This window comes from Actinoplanes octamycinicus (assembly GCF_014205225.1).
In the GTDB taxonomy this organism is placed as follows: domain Bacteria; phylum Actinomycetota; class Actinomycetes; order Mycobacteriales; family Micromonosporaceae; genus Actinoplanes; species Actinoplanes octamycinicus.
The window spans coordinates 1,043,604-1,065,803 of record NZ_JACHNB010000001.1 but is presented as its reverse complement, the minus strand read 5'-3'; the positions used below and the strand labels follow the sequence as shown (position 1 = coordinate 1,065,803).

Sequence of the window (22,200 nt, the reverse complement as noted above, 5' to 3'; positions counted from 1 at the left end):
ACCCGCACGACACGCGTTGCGGTCTGGTGCGGGCCGCAGCCTTGCGAGCCGGCTCGCACGGGACGCCCAGTCGTACAAGAAAATCATCCGCATGAGTGCAGGCGGGCATCGCGGCAGCGAGACGGTTTTCCGAACCTAGCGGTCCAGCAGGGTGAACACCGCTTCCCAGCGGTCGACGACGCTGTCCGGGCTGAACCGCTGCACCGACTCCCGACCGGCCGACCCGAGCTTGGCCCGCAGCTCGCGGTCCTCGATCAGCCGCTCGATGCCGGCGGTGAAGCCCGGCACGTTGCCCGCGGTGACCACCAGGCCGCCGCTGACCTCGTCCTCGATCAGCTCCCGGATGCCCGGGGCGCAGTCGAAGGCCACGGTCGGCAGGCCGTACGCCATCGCCTCCATCACGGCGATCGGGAAGCCCTCGGCCCGGGACGGCAGCACGTAGATCGAGGCCGCGCTGAGCGCCCCGTCGATGTCGGTGGTGGTGCCCTGGAAGATCGCCGTGTCGTCCAGGCCCAGCTCGCGGGCCTCGGTCCGCAGGTTCTGCTCGTCCGGCCCGGCGCCGAACACCTTCAGCTGCCAGTCCGGGTACCGCGCGGCGACCGGCGCCCACGCCTCCAGGAGCAGGTCCATGCCCTTCTCGTGGTTCAGCCGGCCGAGCGTGACCAGGGTCTTCTCGTCCAGCGTCGGCCGGGTGTGCGGCACCGTCATCAGCGGGTTCGGCATCGCGCCGACGTTCGACATGCCGGACCGGGCCCAGGCGTCCGCGTCCGCCTCGGTCAGCGACAGGTGCATGTCCATGTCGCCGTAGTACTTGAGCACCCGGTTGAACCGGCTGCTCGCCCGGCACGCCGCCCACGACTCGTGGGACATGCCGATCACGTGCATCCCGGTGGTGTCCGCGGCGACCACCCACTCGGCCGCCCACACCTGCGCGGCGATCACCACCGCGCCGGGGCCGCCGGTGCGCAGCAGCGCGTTGAGTTTGGCCACCCCGCCGGCGAAGAGCTGCTCGCGCCGGCGGACCTGCCGGGCGTGCCCGGGGTTCAGCGCGGCCAGGCCGGACACCTTGTGCCGGCGCGGCAGCTTCTCGGCGTGCAGGGTGTGCTTCGCGAACGGCAGGTCCTTGCCGTAGTCCCGGAAGTCGGTGGCCGGCTCGACGCCGATCATGGTGACCCGGTGGCCGCGGGCGGTGAACAGGTGGGCGATGTCGTGCGCCCACTTGGTCAGCCCGCCCAGCTCGTCGACGCTGTTGACGACCAGGAAGATGTCACGGTTGTCAGCCACGGCGGTTCCCCGTCCGGAAGAAGTGGTCCACGACGGCCTTCGCGGCCTGACCGGTGTCGTACTCGCCGAACTCGGCCACGAACTCGCGCCGTTTCTCGGCGAACGCGGTCACGTTCCCGTCCAGGCCGGCAACCGCGTCGAGCAGCTCGTCGGAGGTCTGGGTGATCGGGCCGGGCGCGGTCGAGGCCAGGTCGAAGTAGGCGCCGCGGCTGGTGTTCACGTAGTCGTCGTAGTCCGGGACGTGGAAGATCATCGGCCGGTTCAGCAGCGAATAGTCGAACATCAGCGAGGAGTAGTCGGTGATCAGCGCGTCGGAGATCTGCATCAGCGGGGTCACGTCGTGCACGTGCTGCACGTTGCGCACCGAGTGCTCGTAGGCCGGTGGCAGCGCGAACGAGACCAGGTAGTGCGGCCGGATCAGCAGCACCACCTCCTCACCGAACCGGTGCACGAAGTCGGCCAGGTCGAACGGCAGCTCCAGGCCGGACTTCCGGTTCACCTCCTCGGGCCGGAAGGTCGGCGCGTAGAGCACCACCTTGCGGCCGTCGGTCAGGCCGAGCTGCTTGCGCAGTTTGGCCAGCTCCTCCTGGTTGTCGTTGTTGACCAGCGCGTCGTTGCGCGGGTAGCCGACCCGCAGCAGCTCGGCGCCGATCCGCAGGCCCTTGGCCAGGGTCCGGACGTCGTGCTCGGAGCGCACCAGGAAGTAGTCGAACCGGTCGATCGCGGTCTGCAGCCGCTCCTGCTGCTTCTCGGTCTGCTGCTTCACCGCGGCCTGGTCGAAGCCCATCCGCTTGAACGCCGACCCGTGCCAGGTCTGGATGTACGTGGTGCCGGCCCGCTTGCGCAGGTCGTGCGGGAAGCCCTGGTTGTCGATCCAGAACTCGGCGGTGCCCAGCGCCCGCAGGTACGCGTACGACTGCCGCTGCACCAGCTTGACGTCCTTGGGGAAGCCGCTCGGGTTGGCGTCGGCGTGCACCCAGATCGGGTCGAACTTGATGCCGGCCCGCTTCATCTCCTCGTAGATCGCCCGCGGGCTGTCCGAGTACTGCTTGCCCATGTGGCTCTCGAACACCACGCTGCCCTTCTTGATGGGCATCTTGGTGAAGACGTTCTCGTACCACGCCAGCTTGGTGGCCCGCTTGTTCTTCTTCTGCCGGGTGCTGCGCTGCAGCTCGGCCACCAGGCCCCAGGCCCGGTCGCCGAGGTGGGTGTCGCGCACCGCGGTGATCACCGAGGCGCCGGCCTTGGCCGCCGAGCCCTCGGCGGCCAGCCGGAACGCGATGTTCAGCCCGTCCGCCTGGTAGGCCTCGAAGACGTCGGCGGTCAGCCGGCTCAGCTTCGGCCGGGTCGGCAGCTTGAGCCGGTCCAGCAGCTCCGGCTCGGCGAACAGCGCCAGGTTGGCGACCTCGCCGCCGGTGTTCAGGCTGAGCTTGACCGACCACACCGGGTCGACCAGGCCGACCGGGCGCAGCAGCGCCGCCGAGTCGAACGACGCGGTCCAGGTGACCTGGCGCTCGTCGACGGCCAGTTTCACCCCGGTGGCGAACGAGCGCTGCTTGTTGCGCCGGTTCTCGAAGACCAGCCGGGCTTTCGGCTTGCCCTCCGCGCCGACCCGGCCGAGCGGGTTGGTGAAGACGCCGGTCAGGGTGACCTTCTCCCCGTCCAGCCGCACGTCGCGGATCTCGCTGCCCAGCCGCAGCTTGCTGATCGGCCGGTCCTGGAAGCCCATCTCGGTCACGTCCAGCACGTCCCGGCCCAGCGGGTCGTCCAGGTGCCGGTCGGTCCAGTAGACCCGGCCGTCGCGGATCACCAGGTCGGTGGTGAGCCGTGCCTTGATCCCGCGGTTCACCAGGTAGTCGTGCACCGAGGCGACGCCCGCGTGGTCACCCTGCCGGACCAGGTAGGCGGCCATCGCGGGCAGCGGCTTGGCCCGGCGGAACGCCTCCTCCTGCAGGGTCCGCACGTACGGCTGGGCGGTCTCGACCAGGGCCCGCTGGTTCTCCTCGGGCAGCTGGCTGAGCCGGGCCAGGTGCACCCGCAGGTCGTTCTCGATGAACCGGATGTCCTTCTGCAGCCGCAGCTCGTCGGCGTCGTGCGCGTGCAGCAGCTCGTCGATCTGCTTGGTGACCGCGATCCGGTCGGTGATGTTGCGCAGGTCGGCGGCGCGGCGGGTGATCGAGAGGTTGGCCGCCTTGGTCTCGATCATCCAGTTGTAGATCCGCTGCGGGATGACCGCGATCTTCTTGGCCGCCAGGTAGGCCGAGGCGGAGAAGAGGTTGTCCTCGTAGAGCCGGTCCTCCAGGAAGACCAGGTTCTCCCGGGTGAGGAAGTCCTTGCGGTAGAGCTTGTTGGTGGAGAGCACGTCGTAGAGCAGGTCGGGCTGCTCGTGGATCGACGAGTAGACCACCCTCTGGTGCACCAGCCAGGGCATCCAGGAGGTCTCCCGGCCGGTCGCCACGTCGACCCGCACGCACCGGCCGATCACCAGGTCGGCCTCGGTCCGCTCGGCCTCGGCCACCATGTTCCGGCAGGCGTGCCGGTCCAGCGTGTCGTCGCTGTCCAGGAACATGATGAACCGGCCGCGGGCCTGGGCCACCCCGGCGTTCCGCGGCGCCCCGCAATGTCCCGAGTTCTTCGGCAGCCGGATGAACCGCACCACGTCCGGGTGCTCGGCGACGATCCGTTCCACCACCGCCGGCGTACCGTCGGTGCTGTGATCGTCCACCACGATGACCTCGTGGCTGCGCAGCGACTGATCCAGGACCGACTGGACCGCTGTCGCGATCCGGTCCGCGTCGTTGTACACGATGACCACAACTGTGACATCCGGCAGTCGTGGGTCAGGCGAGGTCACTGTTGAGGGGTCCTTCGACTTCAGAAGAGCGCGGAGGTTGTGGACAAGGGGGCGCGGGGTCCACGGCGGTCAGCATCATAGGTTACAGCTAGGGGCCTAGGACCATTCTCACGATCGCTCCCCGGGCGTACGCCCTGCCCGGGGAGGCGCCGTGGTCGGCTAGCCTCGTGGCCGGAAATCGCAGATCGAGAGGATGTTTCGCGTGAAGGTGCTGATCGCGGGCGGCGCCGGGTTCATCGGGAGCACGATCGCGTCGTGCCTGCTCGATGCCGGCCACCAACCGGTAATTCTGGACAACCTGGTCACCGGACGCCGGGAGTTCTGCGAGGGCCGGCCCTTCTACGAGGGGGACATCGCGGACCCCGCGGTGCTCGACCGGATCTTCGACGAGCACCCGGACATCACCGCCGTGGTGCACTGCGCCGCGCTGATCGTGGTGCCCGAGTCGGTGGAGCGCCCGGTGCACTACTACCGGGAGAACGTCGCCAAGACCCTGGAGTTCGTCGACCACCTGATCGGCAAGGGCGTCACCCGCCTGCTGTTCAGCTCGTCCGCCTCGATCTACGAGCCCGGCGAGGACTTCACCGTCGACGAGAGCTCCCACCTGACCGCGCTCAGCCCGTACGCGCGGACCAAGCTGATCGTCGAGCAGATGCTCGGCGACATCACCGCGGCCACCCCGCTGCGGGTGCTCTCGCTGCGCTACTTCAACCCGATCGGCGCCGACCCGAAGATGCGGACCGGCCTGCAGCTGCCGGCGCCGAGCCACGCGCTGGGCAAGCTGATCGAGGCGTACCGGGCGGAGCGGCCGTTCCCGGTGACCGGCGTCGACTACCCGACCCGGGACGGCTCCGGCATCCGCGACTACGTGCACGTCTGGGACCTGGCCGGCGCCCACCTGCGCGCGCTCGAGGTCTTCGACGGACTCTTCGAGGACCAGAACTCGCTGGCGATCAACCTCGGCACCGGCACCGGCACCACGGTGCTGGAGTTCGTCGAGGCGTTCAACCAGGTGGCCGACCGCCCGGTGGCGATCGAGCACGCGCCGCGCCGCCCCGGTGACTCGGCCGGCGCCTACACCCGCAGCACCCGGGCCGCCGACCTGCTCGGCTGGCGGGCCGAGCACTCGGTCGCGGACGGCATCCGGGACTCGCTGAACTGGTTCGCCCAGCGCGACCGGATCCTCCCGGACCTGGCCGGCAAGCCGTAAGGCGACGCTGCCCGGACACCTGAAGGCACACGCATGCTCACCGTGGTGGTGCCCGTCTGGCGGGTGCAGGGATACCTGTCGGAGTGCCTCGACTCGGTGCTGCCCCCGGGCGGCGCCGGGGCCGAGGTGATCGCGGTCGACGACGCGTCGCCGGACCACTCCGGCGCCCTGCTCGACGAGCGCGCGGCCGCCGATCCGCGGCTCGTCGTGGTGCACCGGGCGAGCACCGGCGGCCCGGGCGCGGCGCGCAACACCGGCCTGGACCGGGCCACCGGCGACTACGTGTGGTTCGTCGACGGGGACGACCGGATCGTGCCCGGCGCGCTCCCGGTGATCGCCGACCGGCTGGCCGCCGGGGCACCGGACGTGCTGGTCGCCGGGACCGCCCGGGAGCTGTGGAACCGCAAGGTGAGCCGGTGGACCACACCGGCCGAGGTGCCGGTCGGCCCGGCGGCGCTGGCCGCGCCGCCGGTCCCGCTCGGCGCGCTGATCGTCCGCCGGCAGTTCCTGATCGACGCCGGCATCCGGTTCCGGCCGGGCCACTACGAGGACATCGCCTTCGCGTACGAGGTGCTGGCCGCCGCCGCGACCGTGGCGACCGTCGAGCAGCCCTGCTACGTGGCCCGCCCGGACCGGCCGGGCGCGCTGCGCGGCACCCCGTCCCCGGCGCACGCCGACGCGGTGACCCAGTACGAGCACGTGCTGAGCCTGCCCGGGGCCGGCCCGCGCACCCTGGTCCGGGCGGTCGACGACCTGCTCGGCGTGCTGCGGCGCGGCGTGGTCCCGCCGGGCGAGCGCCGCGCCCTGTTCGGCCGGATCGCCGGCCTGCTGCGCCGGCACCGGACCGGCCCGCTGGACGGGATGCGCTTCCGGCTGCTGGGGGCGGACGCGTACCGGACCTACCGGCTGTGGCGGGCGGTCCGCGCGCTGCCGGCCAGGCTGCGCCGCCCGCTCCGCCGCGGCCGCCGTACCCTGCGCAAGGCCCTGCTCCGGCTCTACTACCAGGTGCAGCTGCGCCGCCCGGTCGACGAGAACCTCGCGGTCTACGCGGCGTACTGGTACCGCGGCTACGCCTGCAACCCGGCGGCCATCTACGAGAAGGCCGCCGAGCTGGTCCCCGCCGTCCGGGGCGTCTGGGTGGTCAAGAAGGACCGCGCGGTCCCGGACGGCGTGCCGGTCGTCCGGCCCGGCACCCGGGCCTACTTCCGCGCCCTGGCCCGCGCCAAGTACCTGATCAACAACGCCACCTTCCCGCCGTACCTGGTCAAGCGCCCCGGCCAGGTCCACGTGCAGACCCACCACGGCACCCCGCTCAAGACGATGGGCCTGGACCAGCCCCGGTTCCCGGCCTCGCTGGGTGGCTTCGACATCGAGCGGATGCGCCGCAACATCGCCAAGTGGGACTTCAGCGTCACCGCCAACCGGCACACCACGCTGCTCTGGGACCGGCAGTTCCCGATCAGCGGGGAGACCCTGGAGACCGGCTACCCGCGCAACGACCGGCTGGCCCGGGCCACCCCGGCGGACACCGCGGCGGCCCGCGCCGAGCTGGGCATCGCCCCGCACGAGCGGGTGGTGCTCTACGCGCCCACGCACCGCGAGTGGCATCCGGTCTTCACCCCGGTGCTGGACGTGGACGAGCTGGCCGAGGCGCTCGGCCCGGACACCCGGGTGCTGCTGCGCGGGCACTACTTCTACGACTCGCTGGGCTTCCCGCCGCGGCACCCGCGGGTCCTCGACGTGTCCCGGCACCCGTCCGTCGAGCTGCTCAGCATCGCCTCGGACGTCATGATCACCGATTTCTCCTCGGTGATGTTCGACTACGCGGTGCTGGACCGGCCATTGGTGATCTTCGCGCCGGACTGGGAGGTCTACCGGGCGGTCCGCGGCGTCTCCTTCGATCTGTCCACCGAGCACGCCGGCACCTTCGCCCGCAGTTTCACGGAGCTGGTCGAGGCGTTCCGCGGCGGGCAGGTGACGAGTGCGGCCGCGACCGCGATGCGAGCCCGGTTCCGGGAGCGGTTCTGCGCCCTGGAGGACGGCCATGCCGCCGAGCGGGTGGTCCGCCGGGTGTTCGGCGCCTGACCCCCGATCGGACGATTTTTCCGGCATCTCCGGCGACTGTTCCGGCCACCGCTCCGGCCCGGACCGGTCCCCGCGGATCATCCACCGGATCGCAACCGGGATGCCCCCCGACCGACCACTGGCGGTGGAGCGCACAGCCGTTATGTTTTCTCCATGACCTCCATTCCGCTCGCCGAGGAACTCCTACTTCTCGCGTACGACGATCAGACGGGTAAAGCGACCGGCTCCCGGATCGGGCTCGATCTCGGCATGGCCGCGGCTGTGCTGATCGATCTCGCGCTGGCGGGCCGGGTCGCCTATGTCGACGGCTACCTGAAGGTCACCGACCCCTCGCCGATCGGCGACGAGATCGCCGACGCGGTGCTCACCAAGATCGCCGGCGACCCGCCGCACACCCCCGCGCAGTGGCTGCAGCGGCTGCGGCACCGGCTGCGCACCCGGGTCCTGGAGGACCTGTGCGCCCGCGGCGTGGTCAAGGACGTCGACGAGACCCAGATGGACTTCATCCACGTGCACCGCTACCCGACCACCGACCCGGCCTACGAGGCCGAGATCCGGGGCCGGCTGGCCGAGGCGCTGACCAGTGACCTGGCACCCGACGAGCGGACCGCGGCGCTGGCCACCCTGCTCTGCGCGGCCCGGATGGAGCCGGCCCTGAAACTCCCGCCGGAGCAGGCCGAGCAGGCCCACCGCCGGCTCGAGGCGATCTCCGCCGGCGCCGGGTTCGCCGGCGGCGCGGCCATGGAGGACTCGATCGTGCGCCCCAGCGTCGCGCTGGTGGTCGCCACCCTGGGCAAGGCCATCTCAGCCGCGCTCGGCACCCCGAAGGCGTCCTGACCGGACCCGAGGTCAGCGCCCGGTTCCGGCCGGCTCCCCGAGGAGCCGGCCAGAACCGGTCGGCCACGGCGGATCAGACGCCGAGGACCGCCGCGATCTCCGCGCGCAGCGCGGACAGACCGGCCGCGGCGCGGGTGCGGGCCGCGGCCACGTCACCGTCGCCGACCGGTTCCACCACTTCGAGGTACGCCTTGAGCTTCGGCTCGGTCCCGGACGGACGGATCACCACCCGGGTCGTCGCGGTCCGGAAGGTCAGCACGTCGTTCTCCGGGAGCCGGTCGAGCACCTCGCTGACCGGCGCGCCGAGCAGCGTGGCCGGCGGGTTGCCCCGGGCCCGGCCCATCGCGGCGCCGATCTCGGCCAGGTCGTCCACCCGCACCGACAGCTGGTCGGTGGCGTGCACGCCGAACTCGACCGCCAGCTCGTCCAGCCGGTCGGCCAGGGTACGACCCTCCGCCTTGAGCCCGGCGGCCAGCTCGGCCACGGTCAGCGCCGCGGTGATCCCGTCCTTGTCGCGCACCATGGCCGGGGCGACGCAGTAGCCGAGCGCCTCCTCGTACCCGAACGCCAGGTCCTCGGCGGCCCGGACGATCCACTTGAAGCCGGTCAGCGTCTCCGCGTACGGCACGCCCCGGGCCGCGCACAGGCGACCGAGCAGGCTGGACGAGACGATCGTGGTGGCGTACGTGCCGGGGGTCCCGCGCCGGATCAGGTGGTCGGCGAGCAGCACCCCGAGCTCGTCCCCGCGCAGCGGCCGCCACGCGCCGCCCGGCCCGGGGACCGCCACCGCGCAGCGGTCCGCGTCCGGGTCGTTGGCGATCGCCAGGTCCGCCCCGGTGCTGCCGGCCAGCTCGACCAGCAGGTCCATCGCGCCCGGCTCCTCCGGGTTCGGGAACGTGACGGTCGGGAACTCCGGGTCCGGCAGGCCCTGCTCGCCCACCACGACCGGGCGGGGGAAGCCGGCGGCGGCGAACGCGGCGGCCAGCGTCTCGCCACCCACCCCGTGCAGCGGGGTGTAGGCGACGCTCAGGTCACGCGGCCCGGCCGGGTCGACCACGGCCGCCGCGCTCCGGACGTACGCCGAAATGATCTCCTGATCCAGGACCGTGCCCGCGTCGCCCAGCGGAACCGCAGCGGCGCTCGCGACCGCCCGGATCGCCGCCTCGATGCCGGCGTCGGCCGGCGGCACGATCTGCGCGCCGTCCCCGGCCGGACCACCCAGCGCCGCGCCCAGGTAGACCTTGTAGCCGTTGTCCTGCGGCGGGTTGTGACTGGCGGTGACCATCACGCCGGCCACCGCGTCCAGCGCCCGCACCGCGTACGCCAGCACCGGGGTGGGCAGCACCCCGGGCAGCAGCAGCGCCGGGCGCCCGGCGCCGGTGGCGACCCGGGCGGTCACCTCGGCGAACTCGCGGGAGCCGTGCCGGGCGTCGTAACCGATCACCAGCGGCCCCTCGCCGCCCTGTCCGGCCAGCCAGTGGACCAGGCCGGCCGCGGCCCGGGTGACCACCGCCAGGTTCATCCCGTTGGGCCCGGCGCGCAACCGGCCGCGCAGGCCGGCGGTGCCGAAGGTGAGCGGTCCGGCGAAGCGGTCGCGCAGTTCCGCGGCGGTGGCCGGGAGACCGTCGATCAGCTCGCGCAGCTCCGCCCGGCTCGCCGGATCCGGGTCGTCCGCGAGCCAGGCCTCGGCTGCCGCCGTCAGGTCAATATCAACTTCTGGTGCCATTCCGGATTGATAGCACAGTGCCGTCACAGGTTGAGCTGGAAGCTCTGCGCCATCGCCTCGAAATACTTCTTGCTGTCCTCGAACTCGGCCGCCGGCGTGGTCAGGAAGAACGAGTACATCGTGCCGTCGACCTGGGTCATCCGCCAGATGCCGTGCCGCATCGCGTCGCCCGAGCCGCAGGTGTACTCGAACTGCGCGGCCGGGCGGCCGGCGATCTGCACGCCCTCGGTGGTGCTGCCCAGCGACTTGAACGGCTTCGGACAGTTGGCGGACTTCTTCAGCCCGTTCGGCGCGATCTCGCTGACGAACCGGGACGGCGAGGCCTTGCCCTCCTCGGCCAGCACCCGGACCTTGCGCAGCGCGTCGTCCGGGTCGATGTAGTCGACGTAGGTCTTGCCGGCGGTGCGTTTCCAGCCGGCCGGCACCTTCACCGAGATCGCCTTGTTGCCCTTGTAGTCCTGGGTGTCCGCGGCCGCGCCGGTGGCCGGCGCGCTGGCCTGCGGCGCGGCCGTCGGCGCCGCGGCCGGCGCGCCGCCGCCACCGGTCAGCGAGACGACCAGGATCAGCGCCAGCACCGCGGCCACGCCGCCACCGCCGACCGCCAGCTGCTTGTTGCGCGGCCAGCCGCGGAACGTCGCGACGGCCCGGCCGGTGGTGTCCTTCGCCTTCTGGGTGGCGTTCTGCAGCGCCATCCGCCGTTTCGCGGCGGGACTGGTCACCACGGTGCCCTGCCGGGGCCCGCCCGGCTGCCAGCCGCCCTGCGGCGGGATGACGCTGGTCGGGCTGCCGCCCGGCTGCGGGATCTGGTGGGCCGGCATGGCGCCGGTCGGGAAGCCGGCGTCCGCCGGCTCCGGGGCGCGCCGCCGGCCGCCGGGCGCGTTCTGCTGCTCCAGCTTGCTCAGGTGATCGGTGAGCGACTCGCCGGGCGCGAGCATGGCCCGGCCGCCGATCTGGCCGCTGGGCGGGATCTGCTGGGTCTCGGCGGCCGCCGACGGCGGCGGCGAGACCGGCCGCGGCGAGGGCACCACCGAATACGGGTCGGTCATCATGTGCGGCGGGTTCTTGCTGGCCAGCGGGCCGGCCAGCTGCTGCCGCAGCAGGGTGCGGGCGGTCTGCACGTCCATCCGCTTGGCCGGGTCCTTCTCCAGCAGACCCATCAGCACCGGGGTGAGCGAGCCGGCCCGGACCACCGGCGCGGGCGGGTCCTCGACCACCGCGTGCATGGTCTCGATCGGGTCGCCCTTGTCGAACGGCGGCCGGCCCTCGATCGCGGTGTAGAGCGTGACGCCGAGCGAGAACAGGTCGCTGGGCGGCCCGAAGTCGTGGCCCATGGCCCGCTCCGGGGAGATGAAGTGCGGCGAGCCGAGCACCATGCCGGGCGTGGTCAGCTGCACGTCGGTGGGCATCCGGGCGACGCCGAAGTCGGTCAGCACGCAGCGGCCGTCCGAGCAGATCAGCACGTTCGCCGGTTTCACGTCGCGGTGCAGCACGCCGCGCGCGTGCGCCACCTCCAGGGCGCCGAGCAGCGCGATGCCGATCTTGGCGACCACCCGGGACGCGACCGGGCCGTCCTCGATCACCATGTCGGCCAGGCTGCGCGCCTCGAGCAGCTCCATCACGATCCACGGACGGCCGTTCTCGTGGACCACGTCGTAGACCTGGACGACCGCGGGGTGCTGCAGCGTGGCGGCGGCCCGGGCCTCGCGCATGGTCCGCTCGTACATCGTGTCGCGGTCGCTCGGGGCCAGACCCGGGGGGAGGACGACCTCCTTGATCGCCACGTCGCGGCGCAGCAGCGTGTCCGCCGCGCGCCAGACCGTGCCCATACCGCCGTGACCCACCGCGGCGCGCAGCGTGTACCGCCCGCCGATCAGCGTGCCCGGGGCGGCGCGTCCGTTGAGGGAGGCCGCGTCACCGCTGCTCCACGTCGGAATCTGAGTCACTGAGAATGCCACCGAGGGGGTCTAGGGGGCTGGGCCAACTCAGCTATCTTGCCCGGTCGCCAGCCGCAACGAAAGTCGCGCCCGCACTGTTCACCAGGAAACGACCCAGGGTAGTGGCCGAGTGGCCGACGGTGGACGCCGTTTCACCTGAACGAGCCTTAGGATCACCTCGTGAACGCAGAGTCGGGTTTCACCATCAAGCCGGTCTACGGCCCGGACGACGTGCCGCCGAGTGCGGGCAGCGACCAGCCGGGTGAGTTTCCCTACACCCGGGGCGTGTACCCGACGATGTACACGAAACGGCCCTGGACCATGCGGCAGTACGCCGGTTTCGGCACCGCCGCCGAGTCCAACGCGCGCTACCACCAGCTGCTGAAAGCCGGCACGATGGGCCTCTCGGTGGCGTTCGACCTGCCCACCCAGATGGGCTACGACTCGGACGACCCGATCGCGCACGGCGAGGTGGGCAAGGTCGGCGTGGCGATCGACTCGATCGACGACATGCGGCGGCTCTTCGACGGCATCCCGCTCGACCAGGTCTCCACGTCGATGACGATCAACGCGCCCGGCTCGGTGCTGCTGCTGCTCTACCAGCTGGTCGCCGAGGAGCAGGGGGTGCCCGGCGCCGCCCTGCAGGGCACCATCCAGAACGACATCCTCAAGGAGTACATCGCCCGCGGGACCTACATCTTCCCGCCCAAGCCGTCGCTGCGCCTGGTCGCCGACACGTTCGCCTACTGCCGGGCCGAGATCCCGAAGTGGAACACCATCTCGATCTCCGGCTACCACATGGCCGAGGCCGGCGCGACGCCCGCGCAGGAGATCGCGTTCACCCTGGCCAACGGCATCGAGTACGTGCGCGCCGCGATCGCCGCCGGCCTGGCCGTGGACGACTTCGCGCCCCGGCTGAGCTTCTTCTTCGTGGCCCGGACCACGCTGCTGGAGGAGATCGCCAAGTTCCGCGCCGCCCGCCGGATGTGGGCCCGGATCATGCGCGACGACTTCGGCGCCACGGACCCCAAGTCGATGATGCTGCGGTTCCACACCCAGACCGCCGGGGTCCAGCTCACCGCGCAGCAGCCGGAGGTCAACCTGATCCGGGTGGCGATCCAGGCGCTCGGCGCGGTGGCCGGCGGCACCCAGTCGCTGCACACCAACTCGTACGACGAGGCGATCGCCCTGCCCACCGAGAAGTCCGCCCGGCTGGCCCTGCGCACCCAGCAGGTGCTCGCCTACGAGAGCGGCCTGACCGGCACCGTCGACCCGTTCGCCGGCTCCTACGCGGTGGAGGCGATGACCGACGAGGTGGAGCGCGAGGCGACCGCCCTGATCGAGCGGGTCTTCGAGTACGGCTCCGCGGTGGACGCCATCGAGCAGGGCTTCCAGAAGTCGGAGATCGAACAGTCGGCGTACCGGATCGCCAACGAGATCGACAACGGCGACCGGGTGGTGGTCGGCGTCAACCGGTTCACCATGGACGCCGAGGAGAAGTACGAGCCGCTGCGCGTCGATCCGGCGATCGAGGCCGCCCAGGCGGCGCGGCTGGGCCGCCTCCGGGCCGAGCGCGACGACCCGGCCGTGCAGCGCGCCCTGGCGGATCTGGCGAAGGCCGCCGCCGGAAGCACGAACGTCCTACCGTTGATGAAGGAGGCGTTGCGGCTCCGTGCGACCGTGGGAGAGGTCTGTCACACGTTGCGCGGTGTGTGGGGCGTCTACCGGCCGGTCGAACGGTTCTGAAGCCGCGAAACGTACTCGTAGTGTGTCGCGTCACCTCGGCGATTCACTACCCGTTGATGGGTTGGCGGCCCGGGATGACCTCCCGGCTTATTTACCCGACCGTTACACAGCGTGACCAAAAACGGACTAAGCTGTCGCGCGTCGCACAACCCGTTGAATTCTTCGCGAGTGTCTGGAACCGACGTGACTACTGCACTGACGGCGCCGGAGGGCGCCGATACGGCGTGGCCCGGGCCCCTGCCCGGCGCTGATCCACTGCCCGGCCAGCTGGACCGCTGGCTCGCCGCCCGGGGAGCCGAGCTGGTAGCGATTCGTCGGCACATCCACGCGCACCCGGAGCCGTCACACGCCGAGTTCGAGACCGCGGCGCTGGTCGCCCGGGAGCTGACCCTGGCCGGGCTGCAGCCGCGGATGCTGCCCCGGGGCAACGGGGTGATCTGCGACATCGGCCAGGGTGACCGGGTGGTCGCCTTCCGGGCCGACCTGGACGCGCTGCCGCTGCACGACCTGAAGGACGTGCCGTACCGGAGCACCGTCGACAAGCTGGCCCACGCCTGCGGCCACGACGTGCACACCACCGTGCTGCTCGGCCTCGGCATGGCCCTGGCCCAGCTGGACGAGCAGGGCGAGCTGCCCGGCCGGGTGCGGCTGCTGTTCCAGCCGGCCGAGGAGGCGATCCCGTCCGGCGCGCCCGAGGTGATCGCCGCCGGCGCGCTCAAGGACGTCGCCGCGATCTACGCCCTGCACTGCTACCCGCAGCTGCCGTCCGGCCTGGTCGGGGTCCGCTCCGGCCCGTTCACCGCGGCCGCCGACACGGTCCGGGTGACGCTCTCCGGCCCGGGCGGGCACACCGCGCGCCCGCACCTGACCGCCGACCTGGTGCACGCGCTGGGCCGGGTGATCGTCGACGTGCCGGCCCTGCTGGACCGCCGGGTCGACCCGCGCGCCGGGGTCTCGCTGGTCTGGGGCTCGGTGCACGCCGGCCAGGCGTTCAACGCGATCCCCGGCACCGGCGAGGTCAGCGGCACGGTCCGGATCCTGAACCGGGATGCCTGGCGCGAGGCCCCCGAGATGATCACCAAGCTGATCCGCGACGTGGTCGCCGCGACCGGCGCCGAGGTCGAGGTGGAATACAAGCGTGGCGTCCCGCCGGTGATCAACGACCGGATGGCCACCGCCATCGTCGCGGGCGCGGCCGGCGCGGCCCTCGGCGCCGACCGGGTGGTCGAGGCCGAGATCAGCATGGGCGGCGAGGACTTCTCGTTCTACCTGGAGCACGTGCCGGGCGCGATGATCCGCCTCGGCACCGGCGTGCCCGGCTCGGACGTCCGCCACGACCTGCACCAGGGCGATTTCGACGTCGACGAGAACTGCATCGGCCACGGCATCCGGGTCATGACGCACACCGCTCTGGCCGCGCTGTCGACCGGCGCCTTCTGAGGTCATATTTTCATTTGCGCAGGTCCGCGCGGGTGCAGATCGCATGCTCCCGGCACCCCTCTGTCAAGGGGTTGGTGTGAGGGGTGTTTTAGGGTGGTGGTTGGCGGGTCCGGGTTGTGACTTTTCCGAAGTGTCGATCTTGGGGTTTGGGTCGGCCGCGCTGGAGTTCAGAGTCGCCCCCGTGTGTCCTCCCGGACCCGTCGCTGTCTGTTGTGCCGTGTGGTCGTCTTTGATCATTTGGCGGTAGACGGTGTCGGACAGGCGTCGTTTCAACGCTCGCATGGCTTCCATCGCGGTTTTGCCTTCGGCGCGTTTGCGCTGGTAGTAGGCGCGGCCGGGGGTGTCGAAGCGGAGCTGGGTGATGGCCATGATGTGCAGGACCCGGTTGATGCGCCGGTTCCCGGCCCGGTTGAGCCGGTGATGATGGTTGTCGCCGGAGGACACGTCGATGGGGGCGGTGCCGTTCCAGGTGGCGAAGTGCCCGCGGGTCGGGAAGCGGCTGATGTCGCCGATGTCGCCGAGCAGGCGGGCGGCGCCGGAGGGGCCGATGCCGTTGAGGCTGGTCAGCTGGGTGCCGGTGGCGGCCAGCACGGTCTTCAGCTGCCGGTTGGCTGCTTTGATCTTGGTGTCCAGGGTGGTGAGCTCGTCGGCCAGGTCGCCGGCCAGCTGATAGCGGGTGGCGGTGACGATGTCGCCGGCCGGGACGCTGACGCGTTCGAGCAGGGTGCGGGCCTGGTCGGTGGTCAGGTTCTTCTTCGCGCCGCCGGGGATCAGTTCGAGCAGTAGCTGGTGCAGCCGGTTGATGGTCTCGGTGCGGGTGGCGCCGAGCTGGTCGCGGCGGTCGGCCAGCAGCCGCAGCGCGACGGTGGCGCCGTCGGCGTGAACGCGGCGCAGGCCCGGGGTGCGCAGGGCGGTCACCGCGATGTGGTGCGCGTCGTGACCGTCGGTTTTACGGCCGTGCCCGGTGTCAAAGTTGCGGGCTTTCGCGGCGAGTTTCGCCGGGACGTCCAGCACGGTTTCGCCGTCGGCGACCAGCCGCTGGGCCAGGTGCCGGCCGATGCCGTTACAGCCCTCGACCGCCCACACCCGGCCGGCGTGACGGCGGCCGGCGGCGAGCATCTGCTGGTAGCCACCGGTGTCGGTGCCGTACCTGCCACGGGCCAGCACCTGTTCACGCTCGTTGATGATCTCGATCGTCGCGGACCGCTTGTGCGGATCGACTCCAATGATCAGCTGACCCATGTACCCGTTGACCTTCCCGTCGTCGCGGCAGAACCACACCAGCGGGAGGGCAACGCTACTTACAGCTGGGCAAACCCCTCTTCAGCCACTCCGCGCCACGGTGACCGGCAGGGTCCAAGCCGGGAGAGAGCCACACCCCGCCATATGAGTGGGCAGCGCGGGCCTGAGCACCCTACCGATCACCTCGACCAAGCCTGGCCGGGCCGCGGTCGTACACCAAATTCTCTTTAAGTAGCGCGGGCCGGGCCCGGCGATCTGGCCGCTGGCGCGTCCAAAGCGATCGCCGCCCCCTTCACGGTCCGCGGGTGGTTCCGGAGATCAGAGCCCGGTCACGGGGTGGCCGGGGCCTCGGCGGGCGGGGCCGGCAGCTCCTTGTCCGGGTGGTCGCGGCGGTAGCGGCGACGCAGGTAGAAGACGGCCGCCGCGGGCACGCCCAGGGCGATCAGCCAGGGGAGCAGCGCGCCGAGCACGGTGAGCAGCACCGCGAGCGAGTCGCCGAGGGCGTTCCACCCGCTCCGCAGGCCGGCCAGGAAACCGCCGGGCTCGTCGCCGGCGCCGGACGGCGGCGGGGCCTCCGGGCCGAGCAGCACCACGGTGACCGTGCTGAGCGCGGTCAGGTCGGCCAGCCGGCGCTTCTTGGCCTGCAGCGACGCCAGGTCGGACTCCCGGGTGGCCACCTCCTTCTCCAGCATCACCAGGTCGTTCAGTGTCTTCGTCTGGCTCAGCAGCCGGCGGCCGCTGTCCACCCGGGCCTGCTGCACCGTGATCCGGGCGTCCAGGTCGACCACCTCCTCGGTGACGTCCTGAGTGTTGATCTCCCGGCTCTTCTCGTCGCCGAGGTCGGCGATCTGCTTGAGCGCCGAGTCGAACTTGGCGGCCGGGATCCGCAGCTTCATGGTGGCGGTGTCCGAGCCGCCGTCGCCGCTCTGCCGTTCGTCGCCGCCGAGAAAGCCGCCCGCCCCGGCGGTGATCCCGGTGATCCGGGCGGCCGCCGCGTTGACGTCCTTGACCTGCACCGTGATCGTCCCGGTGTAGATGATCGAGCGCTGGTCGACGCGCAGGTCGGGCGCCTCGGCGGTGGTGTCCTTGCCCCGCTGGGTGGCCGGGTCGCCGGCCTGCCCCTCGGCCGCCTGCGGCGCGGCCGGTTCGGCCTGCCCGGCGGCCGGTGCCGCCTTGCCGCTGTCGTTCGACACGCTGTCGGAGGAGGCCGAGTCCCCGCTGCCGCAGCCGGCCAGTAGGGCGCCGCTGAGCAGCACGGCGCCGAGAGCGAGATATCCCCGTTTCCGCATGAGCACTCCTGTCATCGGTACGACTGACCGCTGAGACGTACGGTGGGCTCTGCCCGGTTCCGGCAGACTGCGAGATGACCGGTCACGATTCAGCGACGGAGGAGCACCGTGCGTATCACGAAGTTCACTCATTCCTGTCTACGGATCGAGGGGGCGGGGGTGCTCGTCGTCGATCCGGGGGAGTTCTCCGAGGAGTCGGCGCTGGACGGGGCGGACGCCGTGGTGATCACCCACGAGCACTCCGACCACGTGGACGTCGCGGCGCTCACCGCGGCCGTGCACCGCCGCCCGGAGCTGCGCGTCTTCGCGCACCAGGACGTGCTGAAGCTGCTCGGCGAGATCAGCGGGGCGACCACCGCGGTGACCGCCGGCGAGGAGTTCGAGGCGGCCGGGTTCCGCCTGCGGGCCTACGGCGGCCAGCACGCGATCATCCATCCGTACGTCCCGCGCTTCGCCAACCTGGGCTTCCTGATCAGCGACGAGACCACGAACATGTACCACCCGGGCGACTCGTTCGTGGTCCCGGAGGACGTCACCGTCGACACCCTGGGCATCCCGCTGAACGCGCCGTGGATGAAGGTGGCCGAGGCGATCGCGTTCGCTCGCGCGGTCCGGCCGGGCCGCGCCTTCGCGATCCACGACGGGTTGCTCAACGAGCGTGGCGCGGCCGTCTCGGACAAGCACCTGGAGGGCTTCGCCGAGACGAAGTACCAGCACCTGGCGCCCGGCACCACGCTCGACTGACGTGCCGAGCCTGATCGACGACGTGGTCCGGCGGCTCTACGAGGAGCCGCCGGAGGGTTTCGTGGCGACCCGGGCGGCGGCCATCGAGCAGGCCCGCGCGGCCGGCGACCGGGACGCCGCCAAGCGGCTCGCCGCGCTGAAGAAGCCGACCGTGGCCGCCTGGGTGGTCAACCTGCTGGCCCGCAAACGGCCGGACCTGATCGGCGAGCTGGTCGAGCTCTCCGAGGCGCTCCGGGCCGCCCAGCGCGAGCTGCAGGGTGACCAGCTGCGCGAGCTGTCCCAGCAGCGCCGGCAGTTCGTCTCGGCGCTGGTCGCGGCGGCCCGCAAGCTGGCCGTGGCGGCCGGCGCCGGAGCCGCCAAGCTGCCGCTGGGCGAGGTGGAGGCGACGCTGACCGCGGCGCTCGCCGACCCGGAGATCGCCGCGCAGGTGCGCACCGGGCGGTTGATCCGGTCGGCGGCCTACGCCGGCTTCGGTGAGGTGCCCCGGCCCCGGCTGCGCCTGATCACCGGCGGCGACGCCGAGGACGAGGAGACCGAGGACGTCCCGGACGACGGGGTGGCCGAGCCGGCGCCCACGGCTGATCGGGACCGGTCGGCGCAGGAGCGAGCTGCGCAGGAGCGGGCCGCCCAGGAGCGCCGTCGCCGCGAGGTCGAGCGCCGCCGCCGCGAGCTGGAGCGGGACCTGACCGCCGCGGAGGCGGCCGAGCGGCGTGCCGACGAGCAGCTGCACCGGGCCGAGACCGCCGAGCGGGACGCCTCGAACCTGGTCGACGACCTGGACGCGGAGCTGGCCGAGCTGGAACGGCGGCGCACCGAGGCGGTCGCCGACGTGGCCCGCCGCAAACAGGCCCGCCGGGCCGCCGAGCGGGAGTCGGCGGCGGCCCGCCGCCGGGTGGGTGACGTCCAGGCCGCTCTCGACGACCTGTCGGAGCAGTGACCGCGGCTCAGTGGCGGGTTGTCCACAGGTCGGCGTTGCCACAGGTCGGCGTTGCCACAGGTCGGCGTTGCCACAGGTCGGCGTTGCCACAGGTCGGCGTTGCCACAGGTCGGCGTTGCCCACAGGCCGGCGTTGCCCACAGGGCCGCGTTGTCCACAGGGCGGCCGCGCAAGATCGCCTTTTGGCGCCACACTGTCATTGGGCTGGCCCCCCTGGGCGGGCGGGGTTCGGAAGCGGGCGGGGTTCGGAAGCGGGCGGGGTTCGGAAGCGGGCGGGGTTCGGAAGCGAGCGGGGTTCGGAAGCGGGCAGGACTGAGACGCGCGCAGGGCTGGAACGTGGGCAGGGCCTAGGGACGCGGGCGGGCCTCAGCGGGCGAAGCGGTGGGTCAACGACTCCAGTAGGCCGGCGAACTCCACCCGCTCCGGCCGGTCCAGCGTCGCGTAGGCCTGACCGGCCAGCGAGTTCGCCACCGCCTCGGCCCACATCAGCCGGCGCACCAGCGGACCGGCCGTCGGGTAGGGCGGCTGCCAGCCGAAGGCGACCGCGCCGGTCTCGCCCTCCGGGCCCGCGATGATCGCTTCGAGCGGGGTCAGCCCACCGGCCCGGACCGCGATCACGTAGACCCCCTGCCGGTGCTCGTGCAGCAGGTGCAGCAGCACCGCGGCCTGCGCGCCCGGCTCCTGGCTGGGCATCGGCATGGCCCGCCAGGCGGCGAAGAGCGGCAGCCCGGCCGGGTCGACCGCGTCGACCACCCGCCCGGCCAGCTCGACCAGCCGGCCCAGCCGGGGGAAGCCGCCGACCTCCTTCTCGCCCCAGGAGCACAGCTCCCGCAGATGCCAGCTGGCCACCTCGGCCGGCTGCGAGCTTTTCGCGGTCGACTCCCAGCCCTCGGTGACCGCCTCGGGCGCGATGAAGGCGAGCGCCGCGGCCACCGTCTCGGGCCGCACGTCGCCGAGCGCGCCGGCCCGGGCGGAGACGTGGTAGGCCCAGCCGGAGAGGCCCAGCAGGCGGGCCCGGCGCAGGGTCTGCGGCGACTCGGCGAAGGCGCCGACGATGGTGGCGAGGCCGGCTTTGGCGTTGGCGGCTGCCTGTTCCGGGGTCACCTGCCCGATTCTGCTCTCCCTGACCGATTAAGGAAAACGCTCCCTGGATTGATGGCCGTTCAGCCCTGAGATACCGGCCACAGCGCGGACCGCCGGTCCCGGCCGGGATCGGCGGTCCGCGGTGACTCGCCGCCGCGCGACACCTGGGACAGCCATCCGGCAGGCCGCTGCCCGCGACACCCCGGGCAGCCAACCGGCAGGCCGGCGCGCGCGACACACCCCGGGCAGGCAACCGGCAGGCCGGCGCGCGTGCCGAAATCGGTTGGCAGCGGAGGGCCCGCGTGGTCGGATGCCGGGATGAGCGCGCAGCTGCCGGCCGGCTGGAGCACCCGCCGGCCCACCCTCGACGACGTGCCGCTGATCCTGTCCCTGGTGCACGCCAGCGACATCGCCGCGGTCGGCGAGCCGGACTTCACCGCCGACGAGGTGCGCGAGGAGCTGACCGGGCCGAACACCGACATGTCCCGGGACTCCTGGCTGGCCTTCGACGCCGACGGGCGGATCGCCGGGTGGGCCTATCCGCGGAACCCGACCGGCCAGGCCCGCGACCTGCTCGAGGTGTACGTCTGGCCGGAGCGCGGGCTGCCCGCCCAGCGCCCGTTGCTGGAGCTGATGCTGGCCCGGATGGCGGAGCGGGCCGCCGAGCTGGGCCACGACCCGTACGCGGTGCGGGCCGCCGCGCTGCCGACCGAGGAGCGGTACATCGAGCTGCTCACCGCGGCCGGGTTCACCTTCCTCAAGCAGCACGCCCGGATGCGGATGGCGCTGGACGGTGTCTCGCCCGAGGCCCCCGAGCCGCCGGCGGGGGTGACCATCCGGCCGGTGCGGCCCGACGACGAGGCCGAGATGCGCCGCTTCCACGCGGTGATCGAGGAGGCGTTCCTCGACTCCGACCACCCGTCGGCGGGCTACGCCGACTGGCGGCGGCAGTTCGAGGCGGAGACCACGGTCTCCTTCGACGAGTGGTTCGTCGCCGAGGCGGACGGCGAGCTGGCCGGCGTGCTCCAGTCGGCCGATCCGGACGAGGGGACCAACGAGGCCTGGGTACGCAGCCTGGCCGTGCTCCGGTCGTACCGTAAGAGGGGTTTGGGGGAAGCCTTGCTGCGCCGGGCCTTCGCGGTCTACGCGGCGAAGGGCCGGCCGCTGGTCGGCCTGGGCGTGGACATGGCGAACCCGACCGAGGCCGCGCGGTTGTACCGGAAGGTCGGGATGACCCCGCTCTACCGGGCGAACGTCTATCAGACCACCGTCAAGGCGGCCTGAGCTAGCTCTCCGGCGACGCCGTGCCGGTCGGCCGGTGCCGCAGCTCGCTGACGTAGTCGTCGGGTGCCCCGGCCTTCTCGGCGGCGCTGGCGATCTCCGAGAGGTACCACGCGGTGGGCAGGCCACCCTCGTAACCGGCGAAGACGTAGACCCAGGCGGGCACCTCACCGTCGAGCGTCGATACACGCACGGTGAGTTTCTGGTACGTCCCGGCCGGCACCCCCTCGACCTCGTCGAGCTGTGCCGCATCCCACGGATGCACGTCGTAGAGCGAGACGAAGACGCGGTCGCCGGGCGACTCGACGATCGTCGTCACCGCTCCCTCCCAGCCCATTTCCCCCTCTCCGGCGAAGGTGAGACGCCAGCCCTCGATCCACCCCACGCCCACCATGGGCGAGTGCGGACAGTAGGCCAGCATGCGGGCGGGGTCCAGGTTCGAGCCATACGCGGCGTAATGACGCACGGCGACGACGATAGTCGTATGAGCGGGTGGTGAGAATATGAGG

Annotated in this window: 16 protein-coding genes; 8 read left to right on the top strand and 8 right to left on the bottom strand. The window is 72.0% G+C overall.

What is annotated here, in order from left to right:
• Positions 1-135: 135 nt before the first annotated feature.
• Both BJY16_RS48270 and BJY16_RS04650 read right to left on the bottom strand, forming a co-directional pair.
• On the bottom strand, positions 136-1,284 hold the full coding sequence (locus BJY16_RS48270) for a glycosyltransferase (RefSeq protein ID WP_185037887.1): 1,149 nt from the start codon (positions 1,282-1,284) through the stop codon (positions 136-138).
• Complete coding sequence (locus tag BJY16_RS04650; protein WP_275408057.1) at positions 1,277-4,138, bottom strand: bifunctional glycosyltransferase/CDP-glycerol:glycerophosphate glycerophosphotransferase; 2,862 nt, start codon at positions 4,136-4,138, stop codon at positions 1,277-1,279. Before BJY16_RS04650 ends, BJY16_RS48270 begins: the two co-directional genes overlap by 8 nt.
• Positions 4,139-4,340: 202 nt before the next feature.
• Between BJY16_RS04650 and galE the strand changes: the two genes are divergently transcribed.
• The 3 genes from galE (at position 4,341) to BJY16_RS04635 (ending at position 8,270) form a co-directional block, all read left to right on the top strand.
• Positions 4,341-5,348 carry a UDP-glucose 4-epimerase GalE gene (gene galE, locus BJY16_RS04645; protein WP_185037885.1) on the top strand — a complete coding sequence of 336 codons (1,008 nt, stop codon included), beginning with the start codon at positions 4,341-4,343 and terminating at the stop codon, positions 5,346-5,348.
• A 33-nt stretch (positions 5,349-5,381) separates the two neighbouring features.
• A complete protein-coding gene (locus tag BJY16_RS04640) occupies positions 5,382-7,433 on the top strand; it encodes a bifunctional glycosyltransferase/CDP-glycerol:glycerophosphate glycerophosphotransferase (RefSeq protein WP_185037884.1) in 2,052 nt (683 codons plus the stop codon).
• A 153-nt stretch (positions 7,434-7,586) separates the two neighbouring features.
• Positions 7,587-8,270: a GOLPH3/VPS74 family protein gene (locus BJY16_RS04635; RefSeq protein ID WP_185037883.1), complete on the top strand. Its 684-nt coding sequence runs from the start codon at positions 7,587-7,589 to the stop codon at positions 8,268-8,270.
• A 73-nt stretch (positions 8,271-8,343) separates the two neighbouring features.
• On the opposite strand, the gene BJY16_RS04630 is transcribed toward BJY16_RS04635, so the two are convergent.
• A complete protein-coding gene (locus BJY16_RS04630) occupies positions 8,344-9,996 on the bottom strand; it encodes a phospho-sugar mutase (protein WP_185037882.1) in 1,653 nt (550 codons plus the stop codon).
• A 23-nt stretch (positions 9,997-10,019) separates the two neighbouring features.
• The gene (locus tag BJY16_RS04625) at positions 10,020-11,939 is read right to left on the bottom strand and encodes a serine/threonine-protein kinase (RefSeq protein ID WP_185037881.1); all 1,920 of its coding nucleotides are present in this window, start codon (positions 11,937-11,939) and stop codon (positions 10,020-10,022) included.
• Between the two features lie 171 nt (positions 11,940-12,110).
• Here BJY16_RS04625 and BJY16_RS04620 point away from each other — a divergent pair, with 171 nt between their 5' ends.
• Entirely contained in the window at positions 12,111-13,676 is a 1,566-nt protein-coding gene (locus BJY16_RS04620; RefSeq protein WP_185037880.1) for an acyl-CoA mutase large subunit family protein, read from the top strand.
• A 183-nt stretch (positions 13,677-13,859) separates the two neighbouring features.
• A complete protein-coding gene (locus BJY16_RS04615; protein ID WP_185037879.1) occupies positions 13,860-15,116 on the top strand; it encodes an amidohydrolase in 1,257 nt (418 codons plus the stop codon).
• Between the two features lie 63 nt (positions 15,117-15,179).
• Here the strand turns inward: BJY16_RS04615 and BJY16_RS04610 are convergent, their stop codons facing one another.
• Together BJY16_RS04610 and BJY16_RS04605 are read right to left on the bottom strand one after the other, a co-directional pair.
• Positions 15,180-16,397 carry an IS110 family RNA-guided transposase gene (locus BJY16_RS04610; protein WP_311775284.1) on the bottom strand — a complete coding sequence of 406 codons (1,218 nt, stop codon included), beginning with the start codon at positions 16,395-16,397 and terminating at the stop codon, positions 15,180-15,182.
• Between the two features lie 290 nt (positions 16,398-16,687).
• Positions 16,688-17,647 (bottom strand): DUF4349 domain-containing protein, encoded by a 960-nt coding sequence (locus BJY16_RS04605; protein WP_185037878.1) that lies wholly within the window; start codon positions 17,645-17,647, stop codon positions 16,688-16,690.
• 108 nt (positions 17,648-17,755) lie between these two features.
• Here BJY16_RS04605 and BJY16_RS04600 point away from each other — a divergent pair, with 108 nt between their 5' ends.
• Positions 17,756-18,391: an MBL fold metallo-hydrolase gene (locus BJY16_RS04600; RefSeq protein ID WP_185037877.1), complete on the top strand. Its 636-nt coding sequence runs from the start codon at positions 17,756-17,758 to the stop codon at positions 18,389-18,391.
• Position 18,392: 1 nt separating this feature from the next.
• Positions 18,393-19,328, top strand: a complete 936-nt coding sequence (locus BJY16_RS04595) for a hypothetical protein (protein ID WP_185037876.1) — start codon at positions 18,393-18,395, stop codon at positions 19,326-19,328.
• Positions 19,329-19,693: 365 nt separating this feature from the next.
• Here the strand turns inward: BJY16_RS04595 and BJY16_RS04590 are convergent, their stop codons facing one another.
• Entirely contained in the window at positions 19,694-20,431 is a 738-nt protein-coding gene (locus tag BJY16_RS04590) for an SCO6745 family protein (protein ID WP_185037875.1), read from the bottom strand.
• Positions 20,432-20,728: 297 nt separating this feature from the next.
• On the opposite strand from BJY16_RS04590, the gene BJY16_RS04585 reads away from it, so the two are divergent.
• Positions 20,729-21,694 (top strand): GNAT family N-acetyltransferase, encoded by a 966-nt coding sequence (locus tag BJY16_RS04585; protein ID WP_185037874.1) that lies wholly within the window; start codon positions 20,729-20,731, stop codon positions 21,692-21,694.
• A 1-nt stretch (position 21,695) separates the two neighbouring features.
• On the opposite strand, the gene BJY16_RS04580 is transcribed toward BJY16_RS04585, so the two are convergent.
• Positions 21,696-22,157, bottom strand: coding sequence for a gamma-glutamylcyclotransferase (locus tag BJY16_RS04580; protein ID WP_185037873.1), 462 nt, complete (start codon positions 22,155-22,157; stop codon positions 21,696-21,698).
• Positions 22,158-22,200 lie beyond the last annotated feature (43 nt).